Raw genomic sequence first — 17,088 nt, 5'->3', positions numbered from 1 at the left:
TATCCGTTTATGAATAACAATGAACTCGCAATTAGTCTTGCTGACTTGATGGAGCTGATGTTAGACGCTGTTTGCGTTGTTGATCGTTCTGGCCATTTTGTATTTGTCAGTGCGGCGTTTGAGGATATGTTTGGCTATGCACCACAGGAAGTCATAGGCAAGCCAATGGTGGATTTTGTCTATCAAGAAGACAGGGGGAAAACACTCAATACGGTTGATCATCTTTTGGCTGGTGTGCCGTCGCCACGTTTTGAAAATCGCTGGGTACGAAAAGACGGTAAAGTGGTGTATGTTTTGTGGTCGGCTCGCTGGTCTGAAGAGCATCAGGTAAGGATCGCTGTGGCCCATGACATTACTGAGCGTAAGGAAATGGAAGCGAAGCTCCTTTATGCAGCAGGCCATGATGATCTGACGGATTTGCCTAATCGAACCTTGCTGTTAGATCGTTTACAGGCTTCACTGGCGTTGGCTGACAGAGAAAAAGAGGGGTTATCAGTGTTGTTTGTGGACATTGATGGCTTTAAAGAGATTAATGACAATTATGGCCATGCCGTGGGTGACATTTTATTGCAAAAGATCGCTCAGCGGCTGGTCGATTGTGTGCGCAAATCAGATACGGTTGGGCGTTTGGGTGGTGATGAGTTTTTGATCATTTTAAACAAGACGAAATCGACCGAGTCGGTGTTGGCGGTGGCAGACAAAATTCGCGCTAAGTTGGCTCAGGCTTTTGTGGTGGATGGTTTGTCATTGCAGATTTTTTCCAGTATCGGTGTGGCGCGTTATCCAGATTGTGGTAAGGATTCGTTGGCATTAGTGCAGGCTGCTGACCATGCTATGTACAAAGCAAAAAACAGTGGGGGTGATGACGTGATTTTGGCACCTTCTTTGTGATTTTTACGTTGGGTTATTGAGCCCGTGTTGGCGAGAAGGTAATATCTTTGAGTGTCTCGTCACTCTTCTGTCAGTCGATTTTCTGGTGCAAATTGGCAAATATACCGGAAATACACAGTCTGTTCGATCCGTGGTTTACGATTTGCTTTCTTCAAGCGGGTTTCCGTTTTATTATCGGGTAATTAGGCGATAAGCAAATTCTAGAGTCCTTATAATATCGGTCTTATGGCTGATGTTGCGGTAATCATTTAATTATATAGGAAACAATAATGGCGGCTTTTGGTAGCGTGTTTATGCCTAAAATGGCATTGGCAACATTCGAAAATAATCAATGGAGTGAAGCAAGTATTGTCGCGTCGGATAGCATTCAATTGCATCCTGGTGCACACGTTTTGCATTACTCAAGTACATGTTTTGAAGGTTTGAAGGCGTTTCGTCATGCTGATGGCAGCGTACATGTGTTTCGTATGGACCAGAACATTAAACGTTTAGCACAAAGCAGTCGTCTATTGTCTTTGCCTATTATTGATGAAGCACAAGTTTCTAAAATGATTCTTGATGCGGTTGCTGAATTTGCGACAGATGTGCCAGAGCCACCAGGATCTATGTACATTCGCCCAACTCATATTGGTACCGAAGCGGCAGTGGGTAAAGCGGCCGCGCCGACGCTTACGTCTATGTTGTATGTTTTGTTGTCTCCTGTGGGTGATTATTTCACGGGTGGCGCTAAGGCATTGCGTATTTTGCTGGATGAAACGGGTATGCGTTGTGCGCCTCACATGGGCATGATCAAAAGCGGTGGCAATTACGCCAGTGCTTTGGGACCCATTTCTAGAGCCAAAGTAGAAGTGCAAGCAGACCAGATTTTGTTCTGTCCAAATGGCGATGTACAAGAAACCGGCGCGGCTAACTTCTTGTTGATTGATGGCAATGAAATCATTACCAAAGGCTTGGATTCTAGCTTCCTGCATGGTGTGACGCGTTCTTCTATTTTGACCATCGCAAAAGACATGGGTATGACGGTGTCTGAGCGTGATTTGACGGTTGCTGAGTTGCTAGAGCGTGCGGCTAAACCTGAGGCGGAAGCGGTATTGTCTGGTACGGCTGCGGTATTGACGTCTGTTGGTACTTTTATTCATAACGATAAAGAGTACAAAGTAGGTACAGGCGAGCCTGGTCCGATTGCTCAGAAATTGCGTCAAGCCTTGAATGACATTCAGTGGGGCAAATCAGAAGACAAACATAATTGGCTAACTAAGGTTTGCTAAGCTATTAGAGCGGCTCTGATAGTCCTAAAAACGGATTAACTTGTGTTAATCCGTTTTTTATGTGTTTTTTAAACTTCCCATTTTTAAGATTAAAAACTCAGTCTTAGTGAGGCAAATAGGGCGTTTTGATCATTGTCGTTGATTTGTGCTACATCGTAGTTGGCTGCAATAGAGAAGTTCTTGCTTATGTAGAATCTGAGTGCCGCCGCAAAGCTGGTGTCGGTTTCAGAAAAAACATCATCGTGCTTAATTTTACCTTCTAGTTCTATACGGTCACTTAGGGTGCTTCTCACGCCCAGTGATACTCTGTAACCTGTTTCATCCGTTCTGCCAAGGTCGACTTCCACATACTGTAGAATGCCGAATATGTTTGATTGGCTTCCTATTGGTGCGTAGGCGCCAGCGCCAATGGCCATCACATCTGTGCTGCCGTACTCTGTTGATTCAAAGGCAATGAAGGGACCACTTGAGGTTTCGAATGCCCCAGAAAGAGAGGCGTAATCGTCGTCTGAGACGGAATAGTCGGGATCTATGCTACCAAAACCATAGTCTAAGTAGGTAAACGACTCTGCCTGAGCCGTCATAGAAAGGGCAAATGCCGTGGCGGCTAAGCTGGAAATTCGTATCGTTTTCATGTTCTTCTCCATTTATCCAATAAGAGAAAAGCCGTTACAGGAACGGATTGATGCATTAACTTGCTTATATGTGATCGGCACGTTTTGAGTAATATTTAACCAATACGAAGTGTTGTTTTTTGATAAACAAGGTATTTTTGTTTAACTTAATGATATAAAAGCGATTCTTCTTTAAAAAATACTGTGAATTTACCTGACTAAGGCGATTATTGATGAAAGAAATGCTAACAAAACTCTGTTCTCCAATATTAGGAATGTTTGAATCTGGGGAGGGGGAATATGATTACAAACCGTCCCATCGAACGATTTTGATTGTCTTGGGAGGGCTTTGTTTGGTGATCGCGAGTGTTTCTTTGATAATGACCATTAAAACAGGAGAGGTAGCGGGTTTTATACCTATTATGCTGTTTTTTCTGACGGGTTTGGTGTGTGAAGTGGTGGGGTGGTTAGGCAGCGATAGAGCCGTGGCACGGATGTGGAAACGCCGTTAAGTGCGTTAGATGTCAGCTTAACGGACAGCTCTTATGTTGTGTGCAAAAAAAAGCGACTTTATTAGCCGCTTTTTTAATCTGTGCTGAATTAGTTTCGGTCTTTACCGTGATGGCGAGGCATGTCGTCGGCACAGTCTTCCATGCGTTCTTTTTGCAGTTCGATAAATTTTGCCTTTTGTTCCGGTGTTAGGATGCTTAGCATTTTGTGTTGTTTGCTTAACATGTCTACTTGGCGCTCTACTTGTTTGTTGGCCATTTCTTGGGCTAATGCTGTGGCTTTAGCAGGGTCAAATTTGTCAGCCAAAAGTAGGTCGTTTAGTTTGTTAAAATGCGCATCGCGCATTGCGTCGTCAGCCTGTGGTTTGTCTTTAAATTTTTCTTTCATTGCTTCTTTGTTGGCTTGACGAAGTTCTTTGAATTGTTCTTTTTGACTGGCGGTTAAATCCAATTCTTTCATCATGTCGCGGTCTAAGCCTGGACGGCATTCGCCACGAGGACCATGAGGTTCGTTGCCACCGTGGGCAAATACGCTAGTAGTGCTTAATATCAATGGTAGAACAATAGAAGCTAAAATCAGTTTTTTTGCCGTTTTCATATTTTCTTCCTTTTATCGGATGAGATACTTTGATGTTTTATTAACACTGCGCTTTTTGCGCATGGAGGTAGAATACAGATTGCTAGGTAAAGTGACGTATTAGGAAAGTAAAGTAGGGTAAAGGCGGCATCAGTTTGCTTTTTTCGACGTAAAATAGCCTTAGAGAGTTGAGGAGGTGACGGGCTCTTCATGTTTGACGTGACCTCTTATGTTTTACTGATGTGCAGGAACCGTTTTAGATAGGAAAAATGAATGCCACATATTTTGATAATTGATGACGATGTTGAATTAAGCGATTTACTCAAAGAGGTCTTGTCGTTTGAAAATTGCACCGTTTGCACAGCTTACGATGGTATGGCGGGCTTAGAGGCGATGGACAGTCGCGTTGATTTGGTTTTGCTTGATGTCATGATGCCGAAATTAAATGGCTTTGAAACCTTGAAGCAGTTGCGAGAAAAATGGGATGTGCCGGTTTTAATGTTGACCGCAAAAGGCGATGAGATTGATCGTGTGGTGGGTCTGGAACTGGGTGCAGATGATTATTTACCAAAGCCGTTTAGTGAGCGTGAGCTATTAGCCAGAATACGTGCGATTTTGCGTCGCACTCAAAATAATAAAGAGTCGTTACAGAATGACGCGGTTGTGTACCGTGATATCAAGCTCTATCCCGGTAAATTAGAGGCTTATTGTAATGGTGGTTTGTTGGAGTTAACCAGCACTGAGTTTGCTTTGCTGCATTATTTTGTGCTTCATCCTGGTCAAGTATTAACCAAAGAAATGCTAAGCCTAGATGTGCTTGGTAAGCGTTTGGCGGCGTTTGATCGAGCCATTGACATGCATGTATCGAATTTGCGTAAAAAGCTACCTGATTGGCCTAATGGCAAAACGAGAATTAAAACCCTTCGCGGGCGTGGTTATTTATTGGTGGAGGGGGATTGATGCGTTTGCCAAAGATCACCAGTTTGTATGGGCGTATTTTCGCTATTTTTTGGTTTACTATCTTTTTGGTGATTTTGGCGGTGCTGGCGCTACCACATTTTGATCCTCGTAAAAGTAGAGATATTGCCCCCCCTCATTATGAGCGCATGTTGGAAATAAGAGACAGTGTGCAGCAAGCGTTTTCTTCTGCTCAGGATTTAGGGAGGGTGTTAGAGCATCTTGAGGGGCGTGCGCATCGCGGTCCTGGCCCGGATGATAATAGATTACGGCTTTTTATTACGGATCGTGATGGCAATATTCAAACCTCAGACCGGCGTCCAGATTTTATTTTTAAAGCCTTGCGAAATTTTGTGACCACCATTGATAATCCTCAAAACCCGCAACAGAAACTGTATGGTAAAACGATGATTTCGGGCCCCTTGCCCATTCGTTTGGCTAACGGGGAGTATTATCTCTATATCGGTACTCGTTGGAGTGAGCCACCACACTTTTTATTGCAACTGTTTGATCATCCACTGCGTTTGTTGCTCGCGGTCATGTTGGTGAGTACGCCATTATTACTTTGGTTGGCTTGGGCCTTGAGCCAGCCTGCTCGTCGTTTAGAAAAAGCAGCTCAGCGAGTCGCGCAGGGCGTGTTTGAAATTGATCCAGAACTTGAAAAAGGGACGTCGGAGTTTCGTCAAGCAGGGGCCAGTTTTAACCAGATGGTGGCTGCGGTTAATGTGATGATTTCCCGTCAACAGCGTTTGCTGTCAGATATTTCTCATGAATTACGCTCGCCCTTGACGCGTTTACGAATGGCGCAAGCATTAGCCAACAGAAAGCTGGGCGAAAGCCCAGATTTAACGCGTATTGACATAGAAGCGCAACGTTTAGAGCAAATGATTGCTAAGTTGCTTGAGTTATCGAGTATGCAAGTAGACAGCCATCTTAGTAGAGAAGTACAACCGCTTTCTAGCTTATGCGATGCGCTTTTAGCCGATTGCCAATTTGAAGCAGAGCAAATGGGCAAAACACTGTTAGCATCAGAGGTTCCAGATCGGTCGCTGACGTGTCACCCTCAGTTGTTGATGAGTGCATTGGAAAATATTGTTCGTAATGCGATTTATTATGGTAAGCAGCAAGTTCGTGTCACCTTAACTGATAAGGTTAACGGTTTGCTTATTCGAGTCGAAGACGATGGCGATGGGGTGCCAGAGGAAGAACTGAATTCTATCTTTCGGCCTTTTTATCGTGTCTCGACCGCGCGTGACCGTCACAGTGGCGGGGCGGGGTTAGGATTGGCAATTGCTGAAAATGCCATTCGTCAGCATAACGGCACGATTACCGCGGCTCGCAGTGAGTTAGGTGGGTTATTGGTGGAGGTGATTTTACCATTATAAGTGGGGAGCCCTATAGAATGACCTAATGAGCCATTATTGCCGACTTTTTGTGTTTAATAGAAAGGAATAGTAGACAAAGCCATGGATTCGGCTCATATTAGTATGATTGATCGTGCTTAGGGAAGGTACGAATCAGTTCTTTAGTCTCTCTAGACAGATAATAGCCTGAAGTTCGATGCAAGTTCTGATATTCCTCAAGTGCTCTGTTCATTACTTATCCCAAACGAAACACCTTAAATCTGTTTTCTTCTTTTATCTGAAATTACGCTTTAATTGAGTAGCAAGAACGAAGGGGAAGTCACGTTTTTTTAACATCATAGGAACCTTATGATAAATACCGCTAAAGAGTTTGTACTACAACGTATTTGTATTTTTGCCAGTCAAGTGTTTGACCCTAATTCAGACTCACAAGTTGTGAATATATTAAAAAGTAAATTTAATATACGCTTACCACAACGACGCTCCATGAATGAATCTTTATCTTCAACGGTTAGTGACCACGAGATCATTGCCCTGATTTTAAAATACCGTTCGATGAACGAATCTTAATTGGCTGCTGAGTTACGTTGTTATTTCTTTACACACAAAAATATAGCGTTACCAGACACCTTGTCCCATGGAACAATTTTGTCGTGCTCATGCTCGAAAACATGAATGTCAAAGTAGGGCATTAACAATGCCTGTAAGGTGTTAAAGTTCAATGCGACCATAGGATGTTCATCTGTCCATACCTGTGTTGTTTCGGCACTGGTTTTCTCAATGCTTAGCTTGAGTGTTTGTGTGTCTCCCTCGCCAAGGTAGTACCAAGACGATCCAAAAGAAAACCGACAGCCTTGCTGTACAACGCTGTGTTTTGCCGATAAAGCATTGTTTATGTGGTCTTTATCGACGGCATTAAAGCAAAACACGCCTCCGACATTCAGCGCTTTATGTACACTGTCGATACAGCGTGTTAAACGCGGTATGTCACCGCTGTAATGGATAGAATATAAAAAGCAGGTAATAAAGTCATAGGGATCGGCCACTTCAAATTCGCACATATTGCCCAGTTCAAATTGCGCCTGAGGACAACGTTGCTTGGCAAGGTCTAGCATAGGCTGATTGATGTCTAAGCCACTGCATTGATAGTTTTCTTGGCTAAGATAGTGAATGTGCGGCCCTGTGCCGCATGCAAGATCTAAGTGCCGTTTTCCTCCGTTACCGAATATTTGCTGCAGACGATGGGCGTTATTGCTTTGGGCTTGATAATTAATATCGGCACACATTAAGTCGTAGTAGCCGGATAAGTCCGTATAGAGCACATTGTCAGACATGTTTGCTTCGCTTGGAGGGTAAAAAAAGAGGGCGAATCATATAGCAGATATCGTCGCACGACTACTAGGCTCAGCAAGACTTTATTAAAAATACTGGGGACCGTGGTGCGTGGGTTCTTGCGGTGCATAAAAAAGCAGAAGCAAAGGGTGACTTTACTTCTGCTTTTTGTCTTTTGCGATTCTCTTTAAACGAAAATAAAGAACTTGGCGATAAACAAAGCCGCTAGAATATAGACAGCAAGGCTGACTTTTTTACCTTGACCAGACAACAGTTTGATCACAGCGTAGCTGATAAAAGACAGAGCAATACCATCTGCAATAGAGTAGGTTAGTGGCATAGTGAACGCTGCAATCAATACGGGAGCGGCTTCGGTTATGTCATCCCAATCTACATGGGCTAAGCTGCTTGTCATCAATACAGCCACGTACATTAGAGCCCCAGCGGTAGCATACGCTGGAATTGAGCCTGCCAAGGGGGCAAAGAAAAGACTCAATAAAAACAACAAGGCCACGACCACTGCCGTGAGTCCTGTGCGTCCACCAGCAGAAACGCCAGAAGCACTTTCAATGTAGCTGGTGGTAGAAGAGGTGCCTAAAGCCGCCCCGACCACAGTGGCACTTGAATCGGCAAGCAAGGCTTTCTTAAGACGTGGTAAGTTACCGTCTTTGTCTAACAGCTTTCCTCGTTGGCCCACACCAATGAGTGTGCCGGAGGTATCGAATAAATCAACGAAGAAAAACGCAAAGATGACACTTAGCATGCTGAGTTGGAAGGCACCTTCAATGTCCATGGCAAGGAAAGTAGGTGCAATAGAAGGTGGCGCAGATACTAACCCACCAAATTCATTTTGCCCAAGCAACATTGACAAAACAGTAACCAGAAGTATGCCGATCATCACAGCCCCTGTGATGTTCAAATACGACAAAGCACAGATAACAAAGAAGCCAAGCAAGCCATAAATAGCCGAAGGTGAAGATAGATCCCCTAATGACACCATGGTGGCTGGATTCTTAACAATAATGCCTGAGTTTTGTAGGGCGATCATTGCTAAAAAAAGACCGATACCCGCCGCAATGCCTAACTTTAATGAGGAAGGAATGGCATTAATTACCCATTCGCGGATGCGGAAGATACTGATAAAAATAAACAAAATACCGGATAAAAATACCGCTCCAAGCGCTTGCTCCCAAGAATAGCCCATACCAAGGACGACGCCATAAGTGAAGAAGGCGTTTAAGCCCATACCAGGTGCTAGGGCAATTGGGTAGTTGGCATAGAGACCCATGATCAAACAGCCAATGGCGGCAGCAAGACAAGTCGCTACGAATACGGCGCCTTGGTCCATGCCGGCTTGAGCCAGTATTGAAGGGTTAACAAAAATAATGTAAGCCATGGTTAGGAAGGTGGTAACACCACCGATGACTTCATTACGTACCGACGTGTTGTGCGCTTTAAGTTGGAAATAACGTTCGAGCATAGGGGAACCTTTTGCTAATGGGCCGACGATATTCATTCTATTGTTAGCCGACATACCAGAATGCAGGCTGATAATAGAATGCGCCGAGAGGGGTTTTGACACTGATCATTTGGTCAGCTAACTATTTCGGCGCCAAGTATAAAAAATTCGCGATGCTTTGGGGAGAAAAATTGCAATAAATAATCGTTTTCTTTAAAGCTTAGTGACTTGATAGCCACTGGCTTTGAGTTTTTCGAGTAGGCTGTCTGGTCCGGCCAAATGCATGGCTCCGACCATGACAAATTCTGTGCCTTTGTTTTCTAGCATGCGTTCGATTTGCGGCAGCCAAAGATTGTTACGCTTCACCAATAATGTCTGATATACCTCTGGGTAATCTTTTTGAAAGTCTTTGAGTTCTATCTCTGCCATGGCTTCCATATCACCGTTGCGCCAGCTCTGTCTTAGCTTCTCCATGTTGTTTGGCATGTCTTTTATGTCTGAGAGGGCATAATTGATGACATCGTTACTGTCTTGAGCGTTGACCTCACTCAGTATGGCGACCTGTGTGTCTGGTTCCTCAAGCCAGCCGCTTGGTTTGTTATCCTGTTTGGCTTTTTGAGCGTAAAATTGGTCGACACCTTCACTGGTAAATCCCAAGTGTTTTAACTCAATCATACTAAGAGAGATTGCTAAGGCACTGGGTTTTAAGTTTTGCACAGCAGTAAAAGGTATTTGACGAGCATTTAGATAGATTTTTAACGTTTGATAGGTCTCAGGTGAAATGATTTTATCAATGGTCGTGCCGTCAGAATAAGACAGCTCTTTTTTCATTTGCTGCTTAAACGTAGGGGTACTGATGGTTTCCATGTTGGTTTCAAAGACGATTTTATCCGCGGCTTGATAAGCTTTCTCGTATGCCGAGGGTAAAGGATAGTCTTGTGGTGTTAGTAAATGAATGGTGCCGCCTATGTAGAGCGTATTTGTATCTGAGGTTATTTTCCAAACAGAGGCTGCTTGAGTGTCAAAGGTGGCAGCGGTTAGTAAGGTGAGACCAAGTTTTTTAAGGCGATTCATAGTTGTCCTAAATAAGGTATCTAAATGCTTTTGTGTCTCATAGTGTACTCATCTTACGGTTCAACGGAAGCGAGGAGGGAAGGATGTATTTCTTTTTTCTTATTGTTTGCTCAGCCTCTAACTTGCTTCTACCGTCTTGTTCTGACCAAAACAATGCTATTATTCTGGTTTTGTTTCTTGTGAGCGTTGTGAATCTGTCATGAAAAAAGAGCGTGTTTCTATTGGTTTAATCAATCCTAAAAGTGCTTCCAATGTTGGCTCTGTGATGAGGGCTGCTGGGTGTTATCAAGCTGATCAGGTTTTATACTCTGGTCATCGTTATGATCGCGCTGTCAAAATGTCGACTGATACCAAAAAGGTGAGTACCACGATTCCACTTATTCATATTGACTCTTTAGGGGTCGATACCTTGATTGATGCGGTCAGTCCTGAGACGAAGATTGTTTGCGTCGATCTGATCCAAGGGGCAACACCGTTACCTGGTTTTTCGCATCCAGATAACGCCCTTTATATATTCGGTCCAGAAGACGGAACGATTGATCAAAAATTGGTGGATAGAGCCGATTTTGTGGTGTTTGTTCCCACGATTGGCTGCATGAATCTTGCGGCATCCGTCAATGTTTTACTGTATGACCGGTTAGCAAAGTCCGCCCGAGCTTTTGCAGGCGATGACCTCATTTGTCAGAGTAAAGATATAAATAATAACGTTAAAGTGCGTGTTTGAGTTGTTGTGTAAGGCTTCTGTATTTTTTATCTACTACTTTTCAAATAGTTAACGGAATTTTGACTGTGATATTTTGCTATCAATGTAAGAATGTCCCTAAGCCTGATGGTCGTTAAGGAAAGGGGACAAGTCTTGGCGTTGTGTTAGTCTTTTGTGTTTTTGTTTCCCCCTTTTTTCCTTTTAACCACTTCGGAGTTTGTTTGATGAGATAAAAGGAAGACATTCCAATGAAACCGCTTCTGCTATCGATATTGACCGGTTTGGCTTGTTCCGTTTCATCGCTTCATGCGAGTGAGCCTGGACAATTAGAAGTACCTTTGGAGCCACTAAGTGCTGAGGTTGAGCTTGGGGTGATTGCAACAACAGGAAATACAGAGAGTTCCGCCGTAAAAGGCAAAGCGACGATTAAGCAAGATTTTAGAGAGTGGAAAAATAAATATCAATTTGATGCTTTGTACAAACGCAATACTTATGAAGGAGATGATCAAACAACCGCTCAAAAAGTATTTTTCTCGGCGCAAAGTGATTATAAGTTAAGTCCTGAGAATTCATCAGTGTTTGTTTATGGCTCTTACACTGACGACCGTTTTAGTGGCTACGATTATCAAAATACCGTGGCTTTTGGTTACTCTAAAAGGCTGTTTGCTGACCAAGATTCGTTTTTAGATTACAACATCGGTCCTGGTTACTCATTTAACCGAAGAGACGATGGCGGGGTAGAAGACTCAATCATTGTGCATTTACAAATGGAGTATGAATACAACTTTAGTCCTGAGGTAAAATTCACTCAAATGTTAGGCAGTGATGTGGCGTTGGAAAGTAATAAAAACACAGCGTCTAAATCGGAATCTTCTATCACCTCGAAGTTAAGAGACAATTTGAGTATGAAGGCGGCTTACAATATCACACATAACAGCCTCTCTTTGGACATGAGAGAGAAAACAGATTCCGTTACCAGCGTCACGTTAATTTATGCTTTTTAAAAGCTCATAATATTGTTTTTATTGTTTGATGCTGTCATGTTTTGCGCTCTTGTTATTATCTGAGTGTGTAAAGCTATGCGTTATCAAGGGATAAAAGTGACTTTGATCACAGGATTTCTAGGGGCCGGTAAAACCACCTTGATTCGTCAGTTGTTAGGACGTGCCCCAGCCAATGAGCGCTGGGCTGTTCTGGTGAATGAATTTGGTGATATCGGTCTTGATGGAGCCTTCTACGCCGAGGTGGGTGTAGCGATTCGTGAAGTGCCTGGTGGATGCGTTTGTTGTACCACGTCAGCTGCTTTCCAGCTGGGCTTGAATGAATTAATTCGTCAACATAATCCAGATCGTATTTTTATCGAGCCATCTGGTCTGGGTCATCCAAAACAAATCATCGCCAAGCTGCGCAGCGATTATTACCGAGATGTTTTGTTGTTTACGGGGGCATTTTGTGTGCTTGATGCCCGTAATTTAAACGATGAACGCTACACCAAACACGCTATTTTTAACGATCAAATTGAGTCAGCAGATGGCATTGTTTTTAGTCATGTAGATCGCTATCTGCAAGCTGATAAACAGAATATCACGTCGCGATTCGGTGCGCTTTCGCCTTCGGCAAAGCCTTCACTTTATCTATCGGACCCCATGCATCTTGACCTCGAGGCACTGGACATTGGTTTGGCTGACTTGTCTTATTCTGCTCTTGTTGCTCAAGATATAACCGATTCTTCTTCTAACCACAAGCACGACCACGACCACGACCATCCGAGTCATGATTCGTCTTCTCAAGAGGCTGGTTGGCATTATCAAAAACAACAGGATGCTATGCAGGTATTGGGTTGGAAGTGGTCAAAAGATAAGGTTTTTGATGAAACCGAGCTAAGATCAAGCATCCAGTCTATGGCGATTCTTGAAGGGGTTTATCGTATTAAAGGTGTGTTTGTTACTGGCCTAGGCGAAGCACTTTTTGTCAATGCATCACGGGGTGAGCTTGCCTTGTCGGTATCACCTTGGTGTGAATCGAGCCGTTTGGAGATTATCGGTAGCGTAGAGGGACGTTGGCCATTTTTATGTCAGACGGTGCCTGTGATAGCCGCTTCTTGATGAGGCCGTGTTATTGGCTCTTGTGTTGAGTGTGCTTTGTTGGCTTTTTCTTTGACGGCCTTGGCAAATTGCAAAAATCAGATCTTGGTCTATTTTGTCATTAACTTTGGCATCTTTTGTTATTGAGAGAAAGCGGCTGATAGAGGAACCTTTCTAGTATCAAAGGTTCCTATGCAACATATGGAATAAAAACAATAAGAGGTCACAAGTCATGCCAGAATATAAAGCGCCCTTGCGCGACATCAAGTTTGTAACGGAAGAAGTTCTAGATCTTCATGGACACTACGCTAAGTTGCCAGGTGCCGAAGAAGCCACGCCAGATATGGTGGCGGCCATTCTTGAAGAAGGCGCTAAATTTGCTGAGCGTGTGCTTTCCCCTCTAAACCGCATTGGCGATCAACAGGGGTGCCAGTTTAAAGACGGCGTTGTTACGACGCCAGACGGTTTTAAAGAAGCTTATAAGCAGTATGTTGAAGGCGGCTGGCCTTCCTTATCTCATCCTGAAGACATGGGCGGACAAGGTTTGCCAGATTCATTGGGTATGTTGGTCACCGAGATGATTGCCACGTCCAACTGGTCATGGGGTATGTACCCAGGCTTAAGTCATGGTGCAATGAATACGATCGAACTGCATGGTACCGATGAGCAAAAGCAAACCTATTTAACCAAATTGGTATCTGGTGAGTGGACCGGGACCATGTGTCTCACCGAACCTCATTGTGGTACTGACCTTGGAATGTTGAAAACCAAGGCAGAGCCACAAGCCGACGGTAGTTATGCCATCACAGGTACGAAAATTTTCATTTCGGCGGGCGAGCATGATATGGCGGACAACATTGTCCACATCGTATTGGCTCGTTTACCAGATGCGCCTGCCGGCACGAAAGGCATTTCTTTGTTCATCGTGCCTAAGCACAACGTGGATGGCAGTGGTGAAATAGCGGATCGAAACCAAGTCTCTTGTGGTTCCATTGAGCATAAGATGGGGATTCACGGTAATGCGACCTGTGTGATGAATTTTGATGGCGCGAAAGGCTTTTTGATCGGTGAAGCCAACCGTGGTCTTAATTGTATGTTTACTTTTATGAACGCGGCCCGTCTTGGGACGGCATTGCAAGGCTTAGCCCATGCGGAGTGGGCGTTGCAAAACTCTGTGGCGTATGCAAAAGACCGTTTGCAAATGCGTGCTTTATCTGGCCCCAAAGCGCCTGAAAAAGCTGCAGACCCTATTATTGTGCACCCAGATGTTCGTCGCATGTTGTTGACTCAAAAAGCGTTTGCTGAGGGTGGTCGTGCATTGATTCATTATTGTTCTATGTTAGTGGACACCATGAAACGAGGCACAGAGGAAGAAAAGGCAGAAGCGGATGAGTTGATGTCCTTATTGACTCCGATTGCCAAGGCCTTCTTAACCGAAACGGGTTTTGAAGCGGCGAACCAAGGCCTGCAAGTGTTTGGTGGTCATGGTTTTATTGCGGAATGGGGTATGGAGCAAAACGTTCGAGATTGCCGTATTTCTATGTTGTATGAAGGTACAACGGGCATTCAAGCGTTGGATTTATTGGGTCGTAAAGTATTGATGACTCAAGGTGCCACATTGCGACGCTTTACTAAAATCATTCATAAATTCTGTAAAGAACACAAAGGCGATAAGCGTCTTAAGTCCTACATTACCGTTCTTGATAAACTGAACGGCGAATGGGGAGACGTGACGCTGAAAATCGGCATGAAAGCCATGCGCAATAAAGAGGAAGTGGGTGCTGCGTCAGTGGATTATTTGATGTTCTCAGGTTACGTCGTTTTAGCGTATTTCTGGGCGCGTATGGCGGTGACAGCACAAGCAAAATTAGACGCAGGTACCGATGAAGTTGGTTTCTATACTGCGAAACTACAGACCGCTACTTTCTACTATGAGCGCTTGTTGCCACGTACTCATGCACATGTTGAGGCCATGTTGTCTGGTGCTGATAACTTGCTGGCAATGGATGAAGATAACTTCGTATTTTTAAATGCCTAGTGTGTAACAAACAACATGTCACTTGTCCGTTATGGGCAAGTGAAACACGATATTTTTGACAGATTAAAGAGGTGAGTATTATGAGTGAAGCAAAAGCCGTGTTTGAATCTATGTTAGGTCGATTTGATGCCGATGAAGCCGATGATATGGAAGCGGTGTTTCAATTTGACTTAGACGACGCAGACAGCTATCACTTAAGCATCGCAGAAGGCGAATGTGAAATGGGAGAAGGGGAGCATGATGACCCAACGGTAACATTAAGTATGGATTTAGACACGCTGAAAGCGGTCATGAGCGGTGAGTTAGACGGCATGGCGGCTTTTATGCAAGGTAAAATCCGAGCCGATGGTGACATTATGTTAGCCACAAAATTAACACAGATCTTTCCTAACTAGGCTTGATTTGAGTTGCATGAATGCTCTAAAGCTCAACGGCAAATTGTGCAGTTGAGCTTTTGCGTTTACTTATTCTCCTAAATAAAAAAAACAAATGGAGCTTTTATTATGTCAATGGATACTACTCTTCACAGCACAGCGGATGTTAGAAAGGCGCCTGGTAGCTATTTGCCACAATCGCTTAATCCCAATGGCTACCAGTCATTAACGGATGTGCTGGCAGCGGCTGTTAAGCAATACGCGGATCTAGCGGCATTCACAAGCGTTGGTAGAACGTTAACTTATCGTGAGTTGAACGAAAAATCCGATCAGTTTGCCGCGTATCTTCAGAATGAAACGGACTTAATGCCGGGGGATCGTATTGCGATTCAATTGCCTAACATTATTCAGTATCCCGTTGTGCTTTTTGGTGCCATGAAAGCCGGTCTTATCGTGGTCAACACAAACCCTTTGTATACGCCAAAAGAGCTCGAGCATCAATTCAATGACTCTGGGGTAAAAGCCTTAGTTGTGTTTGCTAATATGGCGCACAATGTTGAAAAAATCTTAGCTAAAACGTCAATCAAACACCTCATCATTACCGAAATTGCAGACTTTCACCCGCCTTTAAAACGCTTACTTGTTAACTCGGTTGTTAAATACGTTAAGAAAATGGTGCCAGCGTATCATCTTCCGACGGCGTTGGCTTTGAATGACGCATTGGCAAAAGGGAAAAATAAATCTCTTCAGAAAGTGGTTTGTAGGCCAGAACAAGTTGCGGTTTTGCAGTATACCGGTGGAACAACTGGGGTGGCTAAAGGCGCGATGTTGACGCACGCGAATTTGATTGCCAATATGAACCAACTAAGTTCTCGTTTAAGTTCGATTATTGAACCCAAAGCAGAACTCTACATTGCGCCATTGCCTTTGTATCATATTTACGCCTTTCTTATTCATGGTTTAACCCTAGTTGAGAAAGGTGCACACAGTGTACTCATCCCGAATCCTCGAGACTTACCCGGTTTTGTTAAAGAGTTAAAAAAATGGCCGTTTACCGGTTTTGTGGGCTTGAATACTTTATTTGTCGGACTTTGCAATAAAGCGGATTTTCGAACACTGGATTTTTCACACCTAAAACTGACGTGTTCTGGCGGTATGCCTCTCACCCACGCTGCCGCGGATGAATGGCAAAAGATAACAGGCTGCAAAGTTGTGGAAGGCTACGGTCTAACGGAAACGTCCCCGGTGGTATCTTTTAACCCCATCGGTAAGGAGCGCATCGGTACTATTGGTCTTGCGGTTGCTGAAACAGACATAAAGATTCAGGGAAGTGATGGCCAAGCTTTGCCACAGGGTGAGGCCGGTATGTTATGCGTTCGTGGTCCTCAGGTGATGAAAGGCTATTGGCATCGTGAAGAAGCCACTCGAGATGTGATGACGGAAGATGGCTTTTTGATCACGGGTGATATTGCGGTACAGCATCCTGACGGCTATCTGCAAATTGTCGATCGTGCCAAAGACATGATCATTGTATCTGGTTTTAATGTTTACCCAACAGAAGTAGAGGATTGCCTTTCTTCTCATCCGTCTATTTTGGAATCTGCAGCGATTGGTGTGCCGGATGATAAAACAGGCGAGGCTGTAAAAGCCTTTGTGGTGTTGAGGGCCAATGTTGATTCATTAGATGAAAAAGCCTTGCGCATGTACTGCAAAGAGAATTTAGCCGCTTACAAAGTGCCTAAGTTTGTAGAAGTACGCAAAGAGCTACCAAAAACCAACGTGGGGAAAGTTTTGCGTCGTGCTTTAAGAGAAGAAAAACAAGCTTAAAGGTGGTTTGAATGCAG

At 44.0% G+C, this 17,088-nt stretch carries 17 protein-coding genes; 12 read left to right on the top strand and 5 right to left on the bottom strand.

Annotated elements, in window-relative coordinates; translation table 11 throughout:
• Positions 1-9 precede the first annotated feature (9 nt).
• A complete protein-coding gene (locus DKT73_RS16605) occupies positions 10-891 on the top strand; it encodes a diguanylate cyclase domain-containing protein (protein WP_111639670.1) in 882 nt (293 codons plus the stop codon).
• A gap of 269 nt (positions 892-1,160) precedes the next feature.
• On the top strand, positions 1,161-2,159 hold the full coding sequence (locus tag DKT73_RS16600; protein ID WP_111639669.1) for a branched-chain amino acid aminotransferase: 999 nt from the start codon (positions 1,161-1,163) through the stop codon (positions 2,157-2,159).
• 89 nt (positions 2,160-2,248) lie between these two features.
• On the opposite strand, the gene DKT73_RS16595 is transcribed toward DKT73_RS16600, so the two are convergent.
• Entirely contained in the window at positions 2,249-2,794 is a 546-nt protein-coding gene (locus tag DKT73_RS16595) for a hypothetical protein (protein WP_111639668.1), read from the bottom strand.
• A gap of 212 nt (positions 2,795-3,006) precedes the next feature.
• Here DKT73_RS16595 and DKT73_RS16590 point away from each other — a divergent pair, with 212 nt between their 5' ends.
• A complete protein-coding gene (locus tag DKT73_RS16590) occupies positions 3,007-3,285 on the top strand; it encodes a hypothetical protein (RefSeq protein WP_111639667.1) in 279 nt (92 codons plus the stop codon).
• Between the two features lie 88 nt (positions 3,286-3,373).
• Here the strand turns inward: DKT73_RS16590 and DKT73_RS16585 are convergent, their stop codons facing one another.
• Positions 3,374-3,880: a CpxP family protein gene (locus DKT73_RS16585; protein ID WP_111639666.1), complete on the bottom strand. Its 507-nt coding sequence runs from the start codon at positions 3,878-3,880 to the stop codon at positions 3,374-3,376.
• A 252-nt stretch (positions 3,881-4,132) separates the two neighbouring features.
• Here DKT73_RS16585 and DKT73_RS16580 point away from each other — a divergent pair, with 252 nt between their 5' ends.
• The 3 genes from DKT73_RS16580 (at position 4,133) to DKT73_RS16570 (ending at position 6,750) form a co-directional block, all read left to right on the top strand.
• On the top strand, positions 4,133-4,819 hold the full coding sequence (locus tag DKT73_RS16580) for a response regulator (RefSeq protein WP_111639665.1): 687 nt from the start codon (positions 4,133-4,135) through the stop codon (positions 4,817-4,819).
• Positions 4,819-6,201, top strand: a complete 1,383-nt coding sequence (gene cpxA / locus DKT73_RS16575; RefSeq protein ID WP_111639664.1) for an envelope stress sensor histidine kinase CpxA — start codon at positions 4,819-4,821, stop codon at positions 6,199-6,201. Before DKT73_RS16580 ends, cpxA begins: the two co-directional genes overlap by 1 nt.
• A gap of 327 nt (positions 6,202-6,528) precedes the next feature.
• Complete coding sequence (locus DKT73_RS16570; RefSeq protein ID WP_111639663.1) at positions 6,529-6,750, top strand: hypothetical protein; 222 nt, start codon at positions 6,529-6,531, stop codon at positions 6,748-6,750.
• A 20-nt stretch (positions 6,751-6,770) separates the two neighbouring features.
• Here DKT73_RS16570 and DKT73_RS16565 read toward each other — a convergent pair whose 3' ends face one another.
• From DKT73_RS16565 to DKT73_RS16555, 3 genes are all read right to left on the bottom strand, one after another.
• Positions 6,771-7,514 (bottom strand): class I SAM-dependent DNA methyltransferase, encoded by a 744-nt coding sequence (locus tag DKT73_RS16565; protein WP_111639662.1) that lies wholly within the window; start codon positions 7,512-7,514, stop codon positions 6,771-6,773.
• A gap of 185 nt (positions 7,515-7,699) precedes the next feature.
• Positions 7,700-8,992: an NCS2 family permease gene (locus DKT73_RS16560; RefSeq protein ID WP_111639661.1), complete on the bottom strand. Its 1,293-nt coding sequence runs from the start codon at positions 8,990-8,992 to the stop codon at positions 7,700-7,702.
• Positions 8,993-9,184: 192 nt separating this feature from the next.
• Complete coding sequence (locus DKT73_RS16555; protein ID WP_111639660.1) at positions 9,185-10,045, bottom strand: TraB/GumN family protein; 861 nt, start codon at positions 10,043-10,045, stop codon at positions 9,185-9,187.
• Positions 10,046-10,244: 199 nt separating this feature from the next.
• On the opposite strand from DKT73_RS16555, the gene DKT73_RS16550 reads away from it, so the two are divergent.
• From DKT73_RS16550 to DKT73_RS16525, 6 genes are all read left to right on the top strand, one after another.
• The gene (locus DKT73_RS16550) at positions 10,245-10,769 is read left to right on the top strand and encodes an RNA methyltransferase (RefSeq protein ID WP_111639659.1); all 525 of its coding nucleotides are present in this window, start codon (positions 10,245-10,247) and stop codon (positions 10,767-10,769) included.
• A 227-nt stretch (positions 10,770-10,996) separates the two neighbouring features.
• A complete protein-coding gene (locus DKT73_RS16545; RefSeq protein ID WP_111639658.1) occupies positions 10,997-11,752 on the top strand; it encodes a DUF481 domain-containing protein in 756 nt (251 codons plus the stop codon).
• Positions 11,753-11,848: 96 nt separating this feature from the next.
• Complete coding sequence (locus DKT73_RS16540; RefSeq protein WP_157959197.1) at positions 11,849-12,853, top strand: CobW family GTP-binding protein; 1,005 nt, start codon at positions 11,849-11,851, stop codon at positions 12,851-12,853.
• A gap of 211 nt (positions 12,854-13,064) precedes the next feature.
• Positions 13,065-14,870 (top strand): acyl-CoA dehydrogenase C-terminal domain-containing protein, encoded by a 1,806-nt coding sequence (locus DKT73_RS16535; protein ID WP_111639656.1) that lies wholly within the window; start codon positions 13,065-13,067, stop codon positions 14,868-14,870.
• Positions 14,871-14,950: 80 nt separating this feature from the next.
• Positions 14,951-15,265: an SCP2 sterol-binding domain-containing protein gene (locus DKT73_RS16530; protein WP_111639655.1), complete on the top strand. Its 315-nt coding sequence runs from the start codon at positions 14,951-14,953 to the stop codon at positions 15,263-15,265.
• Between the two features lie 108 nt (positions 15,266-15,373).
• Positions 15,374-17,071 (top strand): AMP-binding protein, encoded by a 1,698-nt coding sequence (locus tag DKT73_RS16525; RefSeq protein WP_111639654.1) that lies wholly within the window; start codon positions 15,374-15,376, stop codon positions 17,069-17,071.
• Positions 17,072-17,088 lie beyond the last annotated feature (17 nt).

It is taken from the genome of Marinomonas shanghaiensis (assembly GCF_003259175.1).
In the GTDB taxonomy this organism is placed as follows: domain Bacteria; phylum Pseudomonadota; class Gammaproteobacteria; order Pseudomonadales; family Marinomonadaceae; genus Marinomonas; species Marinomonas shanghaiensis.
This window is presented reverse-complemented; position numbering and strand designations above follow the sequence as displayed.

Excerpts from the sequence above, each read along its gene's own strand:
- DKT73_RS16605 (WP_111639670.1), top strand. The coding sequence starts at position 10 with ATGAATAACAATGAACTCGCAATTAGTCTTGCTGACTTGATGGAGCTG.
- DKT73_RS16600 (WP_111639669.1), top strand. The coding sequence starts at position 1,161 with ATGGCGGCTTTTGGTAGCGTGTTTATGCCTAAAATGGCATTGGCAACA.
- DKT73_RS16595 (WP_111639668.1), bottom strand. The coding sequence starts at position 2,794 with ATGAAAACGATACGAATTTCCAGCTTAGCCGCCACGGCATTTGCCCTT.
- DKT73_RS16590 (WP_111639667.1), top strand. The coding sequence starts at position 3,007 with ATGAAAGAAATGCTAACAAAACTCTGTTCTCCAATATTAGGAATGTTT.
- DKT73_RS16585 (WP_111639666.1), bottom strand. The coding sequence starts at position 3,880 with ATGAAAACGGCAAAAAAACTGATTTTAGCTTCTATTGTTCTACCATTG.
- DKT73_RS16580 (WP_111639665.1), top strand. The coding sequence starts at position 4,133 with ATGCCACATATTTTGATAATTGATGACGATGTTGAATTAAGCGATTTA.
- cpxA (WP_111639664.1), top strand. The coding sequence starts at position 4,819 with ATGCGTTTGCCAAAGATCACCAGTTTGTATGGGCGTATTTTCGCTATT.
- DKT73_RS16570 (WP_111639663.1), top strand. The coding sequence starts at position 6,529 with ATGATAAATACCGCTAAAGAGTTTGTACTACAACGTATTTGTATTTTT.
- DKT73_RS16565 (WP_111639662.1), bottom strand. The coding sequence starts at position 7,514 with ATGTCTGACAATGTGCTCTATACGGACTTATCCGGCTACTACGACTTA.
- DKT73_RS16560 (WP_111639661.1), bottom strand. The coding sequence starts at position 8,992 with ATGCTCGAACGTTATTTCCAACTTAAAGCGCACAACACGTCGGTACGT.
- DKT73_RS16555 (WP_111639660.1), bottom strand. The coding sequence starts at position 10,045 with ATGAATCGCCTTAAAAAACTTGGTCTCACCTTACTAACCGCTGCCACC.
- DKT73_RS16550 (WP_111639659.1), top strand. The coding sequence starts at position 10,245 with ATGAAAAAAGAGCGTGTTTCTATTGGTTTAATCAATCCTAAAAGTGCT.
- DKT73_RS16545 (WP_111639658.1), top strand. The coding sequence starts at position 10,997 with ATGAAACCGCTTCTGCTATCGATATTGACCGGTTTGGCTTGTTCCGTT.
- DKT73_RS16535 (WP_111639656.1), top strand. The coding sequence starts at position 13,065 with ATGCCAGAATATAAAGCGCCCTTGCGCGACATCAAGTTTGTAACGGAA.
- DKT73_RS16530 (WP_111639655.1), top strand. The coding sequence starts at position 14,951 with ATGAGTGAAGCAAAAGCCGTGTTTGAATCTATGTTAGGTCGATTTGAT.
- DKT73_RS16525 (WP_111639654.1), top strand. The coding sequence starts at position 15,374 with ATGTCAATGGATACTACTCTTCACAGCACAGCGGATGTTAGAAAGGCG.